Genomic DNA, 14,925 nt, shown 5'->3' with positions numbered 1-14,925 from the left:
TTATTGCTTGAACGCTTTTATTTGTATTTTTTTTAGTTTAATATTATAATTGATTAATCAACTATTGATGTATCAACTATGAAAGGAGGAGAAAATGGAACTTACTAAAATTAGTCAACTTTTATATCAATTAAAGATTGCTAATCAAGAAATGACAACAGTGTTTGAAAAAACAACGGGCTTCAGCTTGACTAGATATGAACTGATGCGCATTTTATTGTGTAAAGGGAAATGTTCCCAGACACAACTCCAAGCAGTATTGAAAATTGATAGTGCCGCAGTTACACGTCATTTGAAATTGCTTGAGGAAAAAGGTTATGTCACGCGTGAGCGTAATAAGGATAATAATCGTGAGATTTTTGTGAAGGTAACCGAACAAGCAAAAGAGGCAATGGCGCGCTGCGAGCGCGACCATGATACAGCACAAAATACTTTAAACATTGGGCTGAGCGATAAAGAAGAAGAACAACTCCTTACTTTATTAAATAAATTAACGAAATGAAAGAAGAAAAGATGAATAAGAACTTTAAAAATAACGATTTCTCAGATATTACTTTTGGAAGAAAATCAGTACGACTTTACGATGAAAACTACAAAATTTCTCATGAAGAAATGCTTGAAATGATTCAAGAAGCTACAGCTGCACCTTCTTCAGTAAATATGCAACCTTGGCGTTTTGTTATTGTGGAAAGTGAAGAATCAAAAGCAAAATTGAAACCTTTAATTCGCTTTAATACACGTCAAAATGATACCTCATCAGCGATGATTTTGATTTTTGGAGATTTGAAGAATTATGAATTTGGTGAAGAAATCTATGACCAAGCAGTTGCTGAAGGAAAAATGCCTCAGGAAGTTAGAGATCAACAAATTGAAGCGATTATTCCTCATTACAAGAGCTTCTCTAAACAAGAAATGAATGATGTTGTCAAAATTGACTCAAGTTTGGCCGCTATGCAATTGATGTTGGTGGCAAGAGCTCACGGTTATGAAACAAATCCAATTGGTGGTTTTGAAAAAGACCAATTAGCAGAAGCTTTTGATTTAGACAAAGAACGTTATGTCCCCGTTATGATTTTATCCATTGGTAAAGCCGTTGAAGAAGGTTATGAATCTGTCCGCATGAATGCTGATAAAATCACTACTTTTAAATAAAAAGGAGAAGTAATTTGACCATTTTGACAATTATTCTGGCGCTTTTGGTTGCTTTGGAATTTTTCTACATTATGTATTTAGAAACCTTTGCTACCAGCTCAAAAACAACCAGTCGTGTGTTCAATATGAAAAAAGAGGAACTGGACCGTTCTTCAGTTCAAACGCTTTTTAAAAATCAAGGCATTTATAATGGTTTAGTTGGCATAGGATTAATTTATGCAATCTTTTTCTCGTCTGCATCACTTGAAATAGTTAGATTACTGCTCGTTTTTATTATTTTAGTGGCTTTGTATGGCTCTTTGACAAGTAATAAAAAAATTATTCTCACCCAAGGTGGTTTAGCTATTTTAGCTCTAATTTCTTCCTTTTTCTAAAAAATCTTTTTAAATCCTTGACAAGGATCATAAAAAGATTTACAATTATTTTCAATATCAGAAAAGTAACTCTATATCAGAATTTTTTCAGGAAGTTTGCGGTTGTGCGAGCAGACAAATTCATCAGAGCGAATGGGCTGATTTGAAAGTCGAGAACGATTTGTTTTTCGCAATTTGATTTGAAACAATAAAAATCACGGATGCTCCCGATACCAAGCGACTTGTTGTTAGACGAGGAAAAGAAGAGGATTTTTCGAGTATTTTTATGGTACTCTTAACCTCTTAAATTACGGTGGCACCGCGTGACATACGCCCGTAGAGTAGTTGATACTCTACGGGCTTTTTTGTATTTTATTGAAAGGATTACTAAAATGAACCAACGATGGCAAAGCTTAAATTTTAAATACTAATGATCAATGAGAAAACTTTCTCAGACTTATAGATAGAGAGAACATATGAGAAAAATTAAAGAGATTTCAGCAGACACCATGACCCCGATTTCGGTTTATCTTCGCCTGAAAGGAAAAAATAAAGTTATTTTAGAATCCATTCCCAGAGAAAACGATCAATCCCGTTTTTCAATTATTGCGTTGAATCCAGTGAAGCACATCAAATTTACTGACGGGATTTTAAGTGTTAATGACGAAATCATCAGCGATGAAAATCCAATGGAATTTCTGGAAAAATTAGTTTGTCAGCCAGAAAGTACTGACGAAAATTTAGACTTGCCTTTTACAAGTGGTGCGATTGGATATGTTGGATTTGATACCTATGGTATTTTTGAAGGCATTCAACCAAAACTGCCAGATTCAATTGGAACACCAGACATGTATTTTATGTTATACGAATCAGCCTTAATCTTTGACCACAAACGAGAAAAATTGATTCTTGTGGAAGACAATACTTACAGTCAACGTACGGAAAATGATTTACTGACAGCTTTGTCAGCAAATATTGAGTCATTATCTTTACTGACAGAAGCAGAAAATGAACTGACAGAATTAAGTAAACTGAATTTCGTCAGCAACATGTCACAAGAACTTTTTGAAGAAAAGGTTATTAAAGCAAAAGAACTGATCAGAAATGGTGACATGTTCCAAGTTGTTTTATCACAACGTTTAACAGCCGATTTTACTGACAACCCCTTTAATTATTACAGAAAGCTTCGGGTTGAAAATCCGTCATCGTATATGTACTTTATGGAATTCGATAATTTTCATGTCATTGGCAGCTCACCAGAGCGTTTGGTTGCTGTTCATGGCAATCAAGTTTCAACCAATCCAATTGCCGGAACAAGAAAACGGGGGCAAAATGAATTTGAAGACCAAGCTCTTATTGAAGATTTAGAAAGTGATCCCAAAGAAGTCGCTGAACACAAAATGCTTGTTGATTTAGGACGAAATGACATTGGTAAAATCTCCAAATATGGTTCAATCGAAGTTCCTGTTTTCATGAAAGTTGAGAAATATCGCTACGTCATGCATATTACAAGTGAAGTGACTGGCGAGCTTCGTCCTGAATTTACAGCTATGGATGCCTTACGCGCCACATTGCCAGCAGGGACGCTATCAGGAGCACCGAAGCATCGCGCCTACCAAAGAATTTATGAATTTGAAACGCAAAAACGAGGAATTTATGGTGGAGCTATTGGTTATCTAACGAAAAATGGCAATTGCGATTTTGCAATTGCCATTCGGACAATGGTCATGAAAGACAAGAAAGCACATGTTCAAGCAGGAGCCGGAATTGTTTACGATTCAGTACCCGAACATGAATATCAAGAAACTTTGAATAAAGCAAAAGGTTTGCTAGAAATTGGTCAGTAAATGAACTCTACTGACCATCCTGTCAGTAAAAATAAGGAGACAAAATTGATTTTAATAATAGATAATTACGATAGTTTCACTTACAACTTAGTGCAGTATGTGGGTGCTTTGACTGATGTAGCAGTTGTGAAAAATGACGATGATTCTTTGGAAAATAGGGCAGAAAAAGCAGACGCCTTAATATTCTCACCAGGTCCTGGTTGGCCTGCGGATGCTGGAAAAATGGAAACACTTATTCAGCAATTTGCAGGACAAAAACCAATTTTAGGAATTTGTCTAGGTTTTCAAGCCATCGTTGAAGTTTTTGGTGGCAAACTTCGCTTAGCCCATCACGTCATGCATGGCAAGAATTCACAAGTTAGGCAAACCTCAGGAAATTTACTCTTCAATAAACTTTCTTCAAAATTTATAGTCATGCGCTATCATTCAATCGTCATGGACGAGGCAGTCGCTTTACCAGATTTTGCAATCACAGCAGTCGCGACAGATGATGGTGAAATTATGGCTATTGAAAATGAAAAAGAACAGATTTATGGATTACAATTTCACCCCGAATCCATTGGCACATTGGATGGCATGACTATGATTGAAAACTTTGTCAACCAAGTAAATGAAAACAAGGAGTCATCAAATGAAAAATGAACTTGAAAAAGTGATGTCAGGGCGTGACATGACCGAAAATGAAATGAATATGCTTGCGAATTCAATTATCCAAGGTGAATTAAGTGAGGTCCAAATTGCTAGCTTTTTAGTAGCATTAAAAATGAAAGGCGAAGCAGCAAGCGAATTGACTGGTTTGGCTCGAGCTTTACAAAAAGCAGCGATTTCTATTCCAACAAATTTGACAAATGCGATGGACAATTGTGGAACAGGAGGCGACCGCTCATTCAGTTTTAATATTTCAACCACAGCCGCTTTCGTTTTAGCAGCTGGCGGCGTCAATATGGCAAAACACGGTAATCGCTCCATTACCAGTAAATCTGGTTCGGCAGATGTTCTTGAGGCCTTAGGAGTCAATCTTTATTTACCAGCAGAAAAGTTAGCTCAAGTTTTTGACAAAGTTGGTTTAGTTTTCCTCTTTGCTCAAAATCTCCACCCAGCGATGAAATACTTCACGCCAGTGCGCAGACAACTCGAAATTCCAACAATTATGAATTTGACTGGTCCACTCATCAATCCAATTCCGCTTGATACACAACTTCTTGGGACCTCACGTCCAGATTTGCTTGAATTAACAGCAAATGTTTTGAAAGGTTTGGGTCGTAAGCGAGCATTAGTCATCACAGGTGAAGGTGGCATGGACGAAGCAACACCCTTTGGACTTAATCATTACGCCCTTTTAGAAAATGACAAAGTGAGTTTGCATGAATTTAAAGCCTCAGACGTTGGTATCTCAGAAGTTCAACTCAATGATATTCGTGGAGGTGAAGCCCCAGAAAATGCTGAAATTTTAAAAAAGGTGCTTGAAAATCAGCCGTCAGCCTTTTTAGAAACGACCGTTTTAAATGCCGGACTTGGATTTTATGCCAATGGAAAAGTTGATTCCATCAAATCCGGAGTTGACCTTGCAAGAGAAGTAATTAGTACAGGAGCAGCTCTTACCAAGTTGCATGAATTACAAGCAGAACAGATTGGTTGAAAAACTTGATGTCAAATTTTGAAATAGCAGAAAATAGAGAAAAATATGAACATAAAAAAAGGAAAATTTCTAGAAACAATCCTAGCAGAAAAACGACTTGAAATTGCTAAAATGCCAGAAGAACAAGTAGGAAAAGTTCGTCAAACATACAATTTTTATGATTACTTAAAAGAACTTTCCGACCAGCTTCAAGTGATTGCCGAAGTCAAAAAAGCTTCGCCCAGTCTAGGTGATATTAATTTAGAAGTGGATATCGTTGACCAAGCCAAAAATTACGAACAAGCCGGTGCCGCTATGATTTCCGTCTTAACTGACCCTGTATTTTTTAAAGGAAATATTGAATATCTCTGTGAAATTTCAGAAAATGTCCAAATCCCCACCTTGAACAAGGATTTTATCATCGATAAAAAACAAATCAATCGGGCAGTAAATGCGGGAGCAACAGTTATTTTACTCATTGTCGCAGTTTTTGAAAATCAATACCCCAAACTCCAAAACCTCTACAACTACGCACTTTCACTAGGACTTGAAGTTCTTGTTGAAACACATAATAAAGCAGAACTTGAGATTGCTCATCAGCTTGGGGCTAAAATTATTGGAGTTAATAATCGTAATTTAAAAACCTTTGAAGTGAGCTTGCAAAATTCAGTAGATTTGACTCCCTACTTTAAAGAAGACAATATCTACATTTCCGAATCAGGCATTTTTAGCGCAAACGAAGCCCAAAAAGTTTCCGATGCTTTCAATGGAATATTGGTTGGAACAGCACTCATGCAATCAGAAAATCTAGAAAAATCTTTGAAAGATTTAAAAGTCAAGAGGAAAACGAATGAAAATTAAAATCTGTGGCTTATCTACAAAAGAAGCTGTTGATACAGCCGTAGAATCTGGTGTCACACATCTCGGTTTTATTCTTAGTCCCTCAAAACGCCAAGTTGCACCAGAAAAAATTCTTCAAATCACAAACGATGTCCCAAAAACAGTCAAAAAAGTAGGAGTTTTTGTTGATGAACCTATTAATTTTGTAAAAAAAGCTATTCAAGTTGCTCAACTTGATCTGGTTCAGCTTCACGGAAATGAAGATATGAATTACATTAATCAACTAGATGTTTCGGTTATTAAAGCAATAAGACCAGACCAAGAATTTAAAGAATACGAAGATGTAATTTTATTATTTGATAGTCCACAAGCTGGAAGTGGTCAAGCATTTGATTGGGACTCTTTGGTGACCAGCGGTCTGAAAAATAAATTTTTCATCGCTGGTGGACTTAATCCAGAAAATGTAGCAGCTGCTATTCAATATTTTCCAAATGCCTACGGTGTGGATGTTTCTTCTGGAGTAGAAACTGAAGGAATTAAAAACCTTACAAAAATAAAAAACTTTGTTCAAAATGCAAGCCTTGCCTCATCAAAGCAATTTTTTACAGAATTTTTAAGAATCACAAAAAAGCTAAATGAAAATAAGATTATCCCTTATTTAATGGGAAGTTTAGCAGTTGAGCAAATAATCAATTTTCCAACAAATCCTGATGACATTGATATTCAACTCAAAAAGCCTGATTTTGAAAATTTTGAGCAATTAACAAGTTTAATGGAAGAATTAGGTTATCAGCTTATTGACTTACATGAGCATAAATTTGAAAAAGCTAGCATTCATGTTGGCTTTGCAAGTGTGGAGACCCTTAAAAACTATGCTGGAGTTGACTATTTGGCCATCCAACAAGAAAGAATGGAAAATGGCGAAAAATATTATCTTCCAAATGTTGAACAATCCCTTAAAATCTATCAGGCAGCAAAACGAGATGAGTGGCGAGGAGGGAAGCAAAAAGATTCCTTTATTTTAGATAAGTTAATAAACGAACAAAAGAGGAATGACAATGAATGATAATCTTATTGGAGAGGGTGTAGAGATTCGAAACGATCTCATTATTAAGTCAATTCAAAAAGAAGATATATTAGAGCTTTGGCAAATTAGTTATGGACCTAAATCCGATTTACATTGGATGTCTTTCAACGCTCCCTATTTTGAGGAGCCAATTTTAAGTTGGGAAGAATTTTCAAGAAAAATACCTCTTAAAATAAATCAACCAAATGTTGCACTTATTATCTTTCAAAATCGAATCATTGGAATGCTGTCAGCTTATTGGGAAGACGGTAAATTACAAAAATGGCTTGAGTTTGGTATAGTGGTTTATGATAGTAAATTGTGGGGACGTGGAATTGGACAGGATGCCTTATCTTTTTGGTTGAAGCACCTTTTTGAAACTTATCCGAAGATTCAACACATAGGATTTACAACTTGGTCAGGAAATCAAGGAATGATGAGACTGGGAGAAAAAAGTGGTTTGAAACTTGAAGGGCAAATCAGAAAAGTTAGGTATTGGCAAGAAACTTGGTATGATTCAATAAAATATGGAATTTTAAGAGAAGAACTAAAAATTAAATAAAAAAATCAAAAGGAGCAACAATATGACCTACAACCAACCTAACAACAAAGGATTTTACGGCCAATTTGGGGGGCAATTCGTACCTGAGACACTAATGACAGCAGTAAAACAATTAGAAGAAGCCTACGAAGATAGTAAAAAAGACCCCATTTTTCAAGCAGAACTTAAAGAATTACTTAAAGACTATGTTGGACGAGAAAACCCACTCTATTATGCAAAACGCCTAACAGAACATGCGGGCGGAGCAAAAATCTATCTTAAAAGAGAAGACCTCAACCATACAGGAGCACACAAAATCAACAATGCCCTCGGACAAGTCCTCCTTGCCAAAAAAATGGGGAAAAATAAAGTCATTGCGGAAACAGGTGCAGGCCAACACGGTGTCGCAACCGCAACCGCCGCTGCCCTCTTTGGCATGGAATGTACGATTTATATGGGTGAAGAAGACGTTAAAAGACAAGCTCTCAATGTCTTTCGCATGGAATTACTCGGGGCAAAAGTTCATTCAGTAACTGATGGTTCACGCGTACTTAAAGATGCGGTTAATGCAGCACTTAGAGCATGGGTTGCTCAAGTTGAAGACACGCATTATGTAATGGGCTCAGTTCTTGGACCACATCCATTTCCACAAATTGTGCGTGATTATCAAGCTGTTATTGGACAAGAAGCGCGTGCCCAATTTTTAGAAAAAGAAAATAAACTTCCAGATGCTTTAGTAGCTTGTGTTGGTGGAGGTTCAAATTCGATGGGACTTTTTTATCCCTTCGTTAATGATGAATCAGTTGACATGTATGGTGTTGAGGCTGCTGGTCTTGGGATTGATACACCACATCATGCGGCAACAATTACTAAAGGGCGCCCCGGCGTTCTTCACGGAACACTCATGGATGTCCTTCAAGATGAAAATGGTCAAATCTTAGAAGCCTTTAGTATTTCAGCTGGTTTAGACTATCCAGGAATCGGCCCAGAACACTCTTATTTCAATGCTGTTGGACGAGCAAAATATGTTGATATTACAGATGAAGAAGCACTTGAAGGTTTCAAGATCTTATCTAGAACTGAAGGAATTATTCCAGCACTAGAAAGTTCTCATGCTATCGCCTATGCAGTCAAATTAGCTAAAGAATTAGGTCCAGATAAATCAATGATTGTTTGTCTTTCAGGACGTGGGGATAAAGATGTGGTTCAAGTTAAAGAACGACTTGAAGCAGAAAAAGAGGTGAAAAAATGAAAACTTTACAAATGACTTTAAGCAATAAAAAAAATAATTTTATTCCTTATATCATGGCTGGCGACCATGAAAAAGGCTTAGAAGGTCTTAAAGAAACCATTCAACTTCTTGAAGAAGCTGGGAGTTCGGCTATTGAAATTGGTGTTCCATTTTCAGATCCGGTTGCTGACGGACCTGTCATCGAACAAGCAGGTTTGCGTGCTTTAGCAAGAAATGTATCCCTTTCAAGTATTCTTGAAACCTTAAAAACAGTTGATACAAAAGTTCCTCTGGTAATTATGACCTATTTCAATCCCATTTATCAGTTGGGAATTGAAAAGTTTGTTGCAGCTCTTGAAGGAACACCCGTTAAAGGCCTTATCATCCCAGATTTACCTAAAGAGCATGAGGGCTATATCAAACCATTTATCAATGATAAAGATATCTGTTTAGTCCCTCTGGTTTCATTAACCACCCCACTTTCTCGGCAAAAAGAACTTGTAGCCGATGCTGAAGGATTTATCTATGCCGTTGCAATCAATGGAGTAACTGGGAAAGAAAATGCTTATAGTAACCAACTTGATCAACATTTAAAAGCATTGTCTTCATTAACGGATGTTCCTGTTTTGACAGGATTTGGAATTTCAAATTTAACAGATGTTGAACGATTTAACAAAGTTTCATCAGGAGTAATCGTTGGCTCGAAAATAGTTCGTGACTTGCATGAAAAAAAAGAGCAAGAGGTGGTGACATTTATAAAAAAAAGCAATTAACGTGTAAATTTTTTGTAGTTCGAGCGATTAATTTTTTCTTGACAGCGCTTTAGAGAAATGCTATAATTTATTTAAATAAAACGGTTACAAAAAATGGATAGTGATTATTAAGTTAAGCTAGACCTTATCAGACCTATTGTTATAGGGGGATAAGGTCTATTTTTGTCAAATGGAGAAGAATGTGAAAATCAAAAAAGTTCTGAACAATAATGTAGTCATTGCTCAAAATGCTAATGAAGAAACCATTCTTATGGGCTTGGGCTTAGGTTTTGGAAAAAAAGCAGGTGAAGTTGTTGAAGATAAAAAAATTGAAAAAATTTTTGCACTGAAAGTAACTTCTGAGCAACAGAATTTTTCAGAGTTACTGTCGGAAATTCCAAGCGGTATCATAGAACTTTCGATATTAACCTTAGCAAAAGCAAAAACAAAATTTGATAAGACAATTTCTGATACCGTATTGGTTGCCTTTGCAGACCATTTGAATGCAGCCATTATGCGTGAAAAAGAAAATATAACAATAAAAAATTTTCTTTTGTGGGATATTAAGCGGTTTTTTCCAGAAGAATTTGCACTTTGTCTTGAAACTCTTCAAAAAGTTAAAGAAAAACTTAATATCTCCCTTCCAGAAGATGAAGCCGGTTTTCTAGCCATGCACATTGTTAATGGAACGCTGGGAAGTGGTCATGAATATGCGACAGAACTTACAAAATTGATGGAAGAAATTTTAACAACTCTAAAATATACTTTACAAGTAAACTTTAATGAGCAAGATATTTTTTTTCAAAGATTCATTACTCACCTTAAATTTTTCACTGAAAGAATACTTTCTAATGCAAAAAGTGATGAAAGCACCGATGAAGATTTATTCCTTTTAATAACCAGAAAATACCCTAGTGCATACATAGGAACAAAGAAAGTCAGTGAGTTTCTTAAACAGACAAGGTCATACGAAGTTTCGCAAAATGAACAAATATATATGACCGTCCATCTAGCACGTATTTTAGAAAAAATACAAGATTAATTTTTAAGATGACTTTAGTCATCATCAACTATGTTAACAATTGGATCGTGACATTAAGTTGGCGAAACCTCTAAAAAATATATTCTTTTGGAGGTATGTAATGGGCAAATATGAAGCTCTTGCAAAAAACATTGTAGCAAACGTAGGTGGCAAAGAAAATGTCATCTCAGTCGTAAACTGTATTACGAGACTACGCTTTAAGCTCAAAGACGAGAGTAAGGCAAACACAGAAATCCTTAAAAATATGGATGGTGTTGTGACAGTGATGCAGTCTGGGGGACAATATCAGGTTGTAATTGGGAATCATGTACCAGATGTTCGATTAGATGTCGATGCTGTGCTTGGTAAGCTTGATACATCTGAAAGCAATACAGGAGCAAAAGGGAATCTTTTTGATCGTTTTGTAGATATGATCTCTGGGATTTTTCAACCCATCCTAGCTCCGCTTTGTGCGGCCGGTATGCTAAAGGGGGTAAATGCGATTCTCTCCTTTGCGCTCGGTCAAGGTTATCAAACTTCGGCGAGTTATGCTGTTTTCAACGCTATGGGAGATGGACTATTTCTTTTTCTTCCTATTTTCATTGGCTATTCTTCAATGAAGAAATTTAAAGGTTCTCCTTTTTTGGGAATGATGATAGCTGCGGCACTCGTTTACCCAGGTTTTTTAGATGGCACTATCACCGAAACTTTTTCAAAGACGGGTGGTCTTAATTTATTTGGGATTCCTTTCTCAGTCCCTGCAGCCGGATACGGCTCTACGGTAATGCCTATAATTGCTATCACGGCCTTTGCAGCATTTTTAGAACGTCAATTGAAAAAGGTTGTGCCTGATGTTGTTAAATTATTTTTAGTTCCTTTCTTTACGGCGATTATTTCAGTACCACTCGGTTTTCTAGTTATCGGTCCGGTAATGAATGTAGCTTCTGATGCATTAGGTAGAGGGTTAATTGCTTTACAAGGCTTTAGTCCGATTATCTTTGGAGTGGTCCTAGGTTTTGCTTGGCAAATCTTGGTTATGTTTGGGCTACATTGGGCCATTGTACCTTTTGCGATTATCGCTCTTGCGAAAGGGGAACCTACAGCGCTCTTAACCGCAGCAAGTATTGCCTCCTTTGCACAAACAGGTGCTGTAGGGGCAGTAATGATGAAAACTAAAGATAAAAAGCTTCGTGAACTTGCAATCCCTGCCTTTATCTCCGGATGGTTCGGCGTGACCGAACCAGCTATTTATGGAATAACACTTCCTAAAAAACGACCATTTTGGGCGTCATGTATTGTCAGTGGAGTTCTGGGTGGAGTAGCAATGGCCATTGGTATTCAAGCTTATACAATGGGAGCACTTGGTATCTTTAGCTTTACTTCTAATATTACTCTTGACGGTGATGTTTCTGGAGCGATAAAAATGATGATTTTAGCTGCTGTGGCTGTAATTTCAGGTTTTATCGTAACTTATCTATTAGGTTTTGAGGACAATGCTCCTCAAAACCTAGAAAAAAATAATTTTAAACAAGCTACTTTTCCTCAAACCGTTACTTCAGCAACGATTCTTACGCCCGTAGAAGGAACAGTTGTACCGCTTGCTCAAGTGAAAGACGCAGCTTTTTCTGCAGGAATTATGGGAAAAGGAGCAGCAATTGAACCCACAGTAGGAGAAGTGCATGCTCCATTTAATGGAACGGTAGTAACCCTTTTTCCTACCAAACATGCTTTAGGTTTGATCTCTGATGAGGGAGTGGAACTTTTAATTCATATTGGGATTGATACTGTTCAGTTAGAAGGGAAATATTTTGAAGCTTTTGTAAAACAAGGACAAAGGATAAATAAAGGCGACTTGCTAGTAAAATTTGATCTTGAAAAAATTAACGAAGCCGGGTATAGTACTCAAATCCCAATCATTGTCACAAATTCTCAAGATTATCAGGAAGTAATCGCAACCCATCAGATAAGTGTAGGTAAAAAGGATCCATTGCTTACGACAGTTGCAGCGCAGGATACTACATTAGTGGTCAAACCAATTTAAAACTACCAAAATAAAAGGAGATAAAGATGACATTTAAAAACGATTTTTTGTGGGGTGGAGCTACAGCAGCTAATCAGCTAGAAGGTGCTTATAATATAGAGGGGAAAGGTCTTTCGGTTGCGGATGCCATGCCTGGAGGAAAGGAACGTTTAAACATTTTAGCAAGTCCAGGTTTTGATTGGACTATTGATGAGAAAAAATATGTTTATCCTAACCATTTCGGGATTGATCATTATCATCACTTTAAAGAAGATATTGCACTATTTGCTGAAATGGGCTTCAAGGCTTACCGTTTTTCTATAGCTTGGTCAAGAATTTTCCCACAAGGAGATGAACTTACTCCAAATGAAGCTGGACTAAATTTTTATGATCAGTTGATTGATGAATGTTTAAAATATAAAATAGAGCCAGTAATTACGATTTCTCATTATGAAATGCCCTTACATTTGGCTAAAGTATACGGAGGTTGGAAAAATCGGGACCTGATTGAATTTTATGTTCGTTATGCCCAAGTGTTATTAGAGCGTTATCAAGATAAAGTGAAGTACTGGATGACTTTCAATGAGATCAATTCAGCAACTTTCTTTGCTGGCTTGAGTCAAGGTCTTGTCCCTTCAAATGGTGGTGATGATAAGACAAATATTTTTCAAGCATGGCATAATCAATTTGTAGCTAGTGCGAAAACTGTAAACTATGGCCATCAACTTAATAAAGATTTACAAATTGGATGCATGAGCATCTATTCTACGACCTACTCTTTCGATGCTAACCCGGTCAATCAAATAGCCACGCAGCAAAGTATTCAAGAATTTAATTATTTCTGCAATGATGTGCAAGTGCGTGGAGCTTATCCTGCCTTTACAGAGCGATTGCATAAAAAACATGGAGTAAAAGCAGAGCTTTTAAAAATTACTGATGAAGATTTGTCTATTATAAAATCTGGGACGGTAGATTATATTGGTTTTAGTTATTACATGTCAACGGTGGAGTCTAAAACTGGAGAGGGTGTAGAAGCAAGCGGTAATATGGTTTTGGGGGGAGTGAAAAATCCCTTCTTGAAAGAAAGTGAGTGGGGCTGGGCCGTCGATCCTGACGGTTTACGCTATGCGCTCAATGATCTCTATGGGCGTTATCAGGTGCCACTCTTCATTGTAGAAAATGGTTTAGGTGCTATTGACACAGTTGATAATGAAGGGCTTATCAATGACGACTACCGAATTGATTATTTGCGCCGCCATATCAAAGCTATGAATAATGCGGTGGAAGATGGAGTTGAACTCCTTGGCTACACTCCGTGGGGATGTATTGATCTTGTTTCTGCGTCAACGGGTGAAATGAGTAAACGTTACGGCTTTATCTATGTTGATCTAGATGATGAGGGAAACGGTACAGGTGCAAGGATGAAGAAAAAATCCTTTGATTGGTATAAGGAAGTCATCGCATCAAATGGAGAAAAACTGTAAATAGGCTTAGGTTTTAATAATCTTTAAAAGAGATTCATTTTGGTTTGAAGTGAATCTCTTTTTTGACCTTTGAAAAGGACAAAGAAGGATTTTAATTGAAAAAAGAAAAATAAAGCGCTATAATATGTTGAAACTTTAGCTCGATAAAAGTAGAGCTGACAATTTGACGAAAAGGAGAAAAATTTTGCGTGTAGCTCGACAACCACGTTACCAGCAAATCGCACGACTTATTGCAGAAAAAATTGCCCGTAATGAGTTAAAAGTAGGCGAAAAAATATATGCAAGGTCGACTTTAGCAACGACGTTTGGCGTTTCTCCTGAGACAGCGCGTAAGGCAATTAGTGTACTTAGTGATTTAGGGATTGTTGATCCGGTTCATGGAAGCGGCGTGATTGTCGTTTCTCGTCAAAAGGCTCAGGAGCACCTAGAACAATACCAAGAAGTTGAGACGATACAGGACCTACAAGAACAAATCTTAGAAAGTGTTGTACGACAACAGTCGGAATTAGCAAATTTTTCCACGATTCTTGATAAATTAGTAGACCAGACTGAACATTTTCAAAAAGCTAACCCTCTCACCCCGATTGAGTTTCAGCTTGTTGAGCAATCCCCAAAACTTGGGAAAACTTTGGGAGAGATGAATCTCTGGCAAAATACAGGTGCCACTATTGTCGCTATTTTGCAAAAGGAGGAGTTGATTGTTTCGCCAGGACCTTACGCTACAATCAATCAAGGAGATACTCTTTATTTTGTAGGCGCATCCAATACCTTACAGATTATTCAAAACTTTTTTTATACCAAATAAAAGACATCGTTTACATAGGCGATGCCTTTTTTAAGTGGAAGTTAAGTTATTTGACAAAGTGACAACATATTGCTATTATGGAGTGGTCACTTTTAAGAGTATGATATAGAATACTAATATTTTCCGTGCGTGTAATTATTAATCATTTATTGAGTCATAGAAGAACTTAGAGAAGCATGAGATTTATTAGTTGAA

Annotated in this window: 15 protein-coding genes; all 15 read left to right on the top strand. The window is 36.8% G+C overall.

What is annotated here, in order from left to right; genetic code table 11:
- The first annotated feature begins 94 nt into the window (after nt 1–94).
- A complete protein-coding gene (locus JW886_RS06645) occupies nt 95–502 on the top strand; it encodes a MarR family winged helix-turn-helix transcriptional regulator (protein WP_205272257.1) in 408 nt (135 codons plus the stop codon).
- Between the two features lie 11 nt (nt 503–513).
- Nucleotides 514–1,152 carry a nitroreductase family protein gene (locus tag JW886_RS06640; RefSeq protein WP_042230747.1) on the top strand — a complete coding sequence of 213 codons (639 nt, stop codon included), beginning with the start codon at nt 514–516 and terminating at the stop codon, nt 1,150–1,152.
- A gap of 14 nt (nt 1,153–1,166) precedes the next feature.
- The gene (locus tag JW886_RS06635) at nt 1,167–1,526 is read left to right on the top strand and encodes a DUF1304 domain-containing protein (protein WP_075525530.1); all 360 of its coding nucleotides are present in this window, start codon (nt 1,167–1,169) and stop codon (nt 1,524–1,526) included.
- 455 nt (nt 1,527–1,981) lie between these two features.
- A complete protein-coding gene (gene trpE, locus JW886_RS06630; RefSeq protein ID WP_205871628.1) occupies nt 1,982–3,352 on the top strand; it encodes an anthranilate synthase component I in 1,371 nt (456 codons plus the stop codon).
- Nucleotides 3,353–3,397: 45 nt separating this feature from the next.
- The gene (locus JW886_RS06625) at nt 3,398–3,994 is read left to right on the top strand and encodes an aminodeoxychorismate/anthranilate synthase component II (protein ID WP_205871627.1); all 597 of its coding nucleotides are present in this window, start codon (nt 3,398–3,400) and stop codon (nt 3,992–3,994) included.
- Nucleotides 3,984–4,991 carry an anthranilate phosphoribosyltransferase gene (gene trpD / locus JW886_RS06620; protein ID WP_205871626.1) on the top strand — a complete coding sequence of 336 codons (1,008 nt, stop codon included), beginning with the start codon at nt 3,984–3,986 and terminating at the stop codon, nt 4,989–4,991. The genes JW886_RS06625 and trpD overlap by 11 nt, the downstream gene beginning before the upstream one ends.
- Before the next feature lie 45 nt (nt 4,992–5,036).
- Nucleotides 5,037–5,831 (top strand): indole-3-glycerol phosphate synthase TrpC, encoded by a 795-nt coding sequence (trpC, locus tag JW886_RS06615; protein WP_205871625.1) that lies wholly within the window; start codon nt 5,037–5,039, stop codon nt 5,829–5,831.
- Nucleotides 5,821–6,876, top strand: a complete 1,056-nt coding sequence (locus JW886_RS06610) for a phosphoribosylanthranilate isomerase (protein ID WP_205871624.1) — start codon at nt 5,821–5,823, stop codon at nt 6,874–6,876. Before trpC ends, JW886_RS06610 begins: the two co-directional genes overlap by 11 nt.
- The gene (locus JW886_RS06605; protein ID WP_205871623.1) at nt 6,869–7,438 is read left to right on the top strand and encodes a GNAT family N-acetyltransferase; all 570 of its coding nucleotides are present in this window, start codon (nt 6,869–6,871) and stop codon (nt 7,436–7,438) included. Before JW886_RS06610 ends, JW886_RS06605 begins: the two co-directional genes overlap by 8 nt.
- A gap of 22 nt (nt 7,439–7,460) precedes the next feature.
- Complete coding sequence (gene trpB, locus JW886_RS06600; protein WP_205871622.1) at nt 7,461–8,669, top strand: tryptophan synthase subunit beta; 1,209 nt, start codon at nt 7,461–7,463, stop codon at nt 8,667–8,669.
- A complete protein-coding gene (gene trpA, locus JW886_RS06595; RefSeq protein WP_205871621.1) occupies nt 8,666–9,421 on the top strand; it encodes a tryptophan synthase subunit alpha in 756 nt (251 codons plus the stop codon). Before trpB ends, trpA begins: the two co-directional genes overlap by 4 nt.
- A gap of 181 nt (nt 9,422–9,602) precedes the next feature.
- Nucleotides 9,603–10,442 carry a BglG family transcription antiterminator LicT gene (gene licT / locus JW886_RS06590; protein WP_205871620.1) on the top strand — a complete coding sequence of 280 codons (840 nt, stop codon included), beginning with the start codon at nt 9,603–9,605 and terminating at the stop codon, nt 10,440–10,442.
- 100 nt (nt 10,443–10,542) lie between these two features.
- Nucleotides 10,543–12,462, top strand: a complete 1,920-nt coding sequence (locus JW886_RS06585) for a beta-glucoside-specific PTS transporter subunit IIABC (RefSeq protein ID WP_205871619.1) — start codon at nt 10,543–10,545, stop codon at nt 12,460–12,462.
- Nucleotides 12,463–12,488: 26 nt separating this feature from the next.
- Entirely contained in the window at nt 12,489–13,925 is a 1,437-nt protein-coding gene (locus tag JW886_RS06580) for a glycoside hydrolase family 1 protein (RefSeq protein WP_205871618.1), read from the top strand.
- 184 nt (nt 13,926–14,109) lie between these two features.
- Complete coding sequence (locus JW886_RS06575) at nt 14,110–14,730, top strand: GntR family transcriptional regulator (RefSeq protein WP_205871617.1); 621 nt, start codon at nt 14,110–14,112, stop codon at nt 14,728–14,730.
- The last annotated feature ends 195 nt before the right edge of the window (nt 14,731–14,925 follow it).

It is taken from the genome of Lactococcus taiwanensis, assembly GCF_017068355.1.
In the GTDB taxonomy this organism is placed as follows: Bacteria; Bacillota; Bacilli; order Lactobacillales; family Streptococcaceae; genus Lactococcus; species Lactococcus taiwanensis.
Note: the sequence above shows the minus strand (reverse complement) of the source record. Positions and strands in the feature narration are given on the sequence as shown.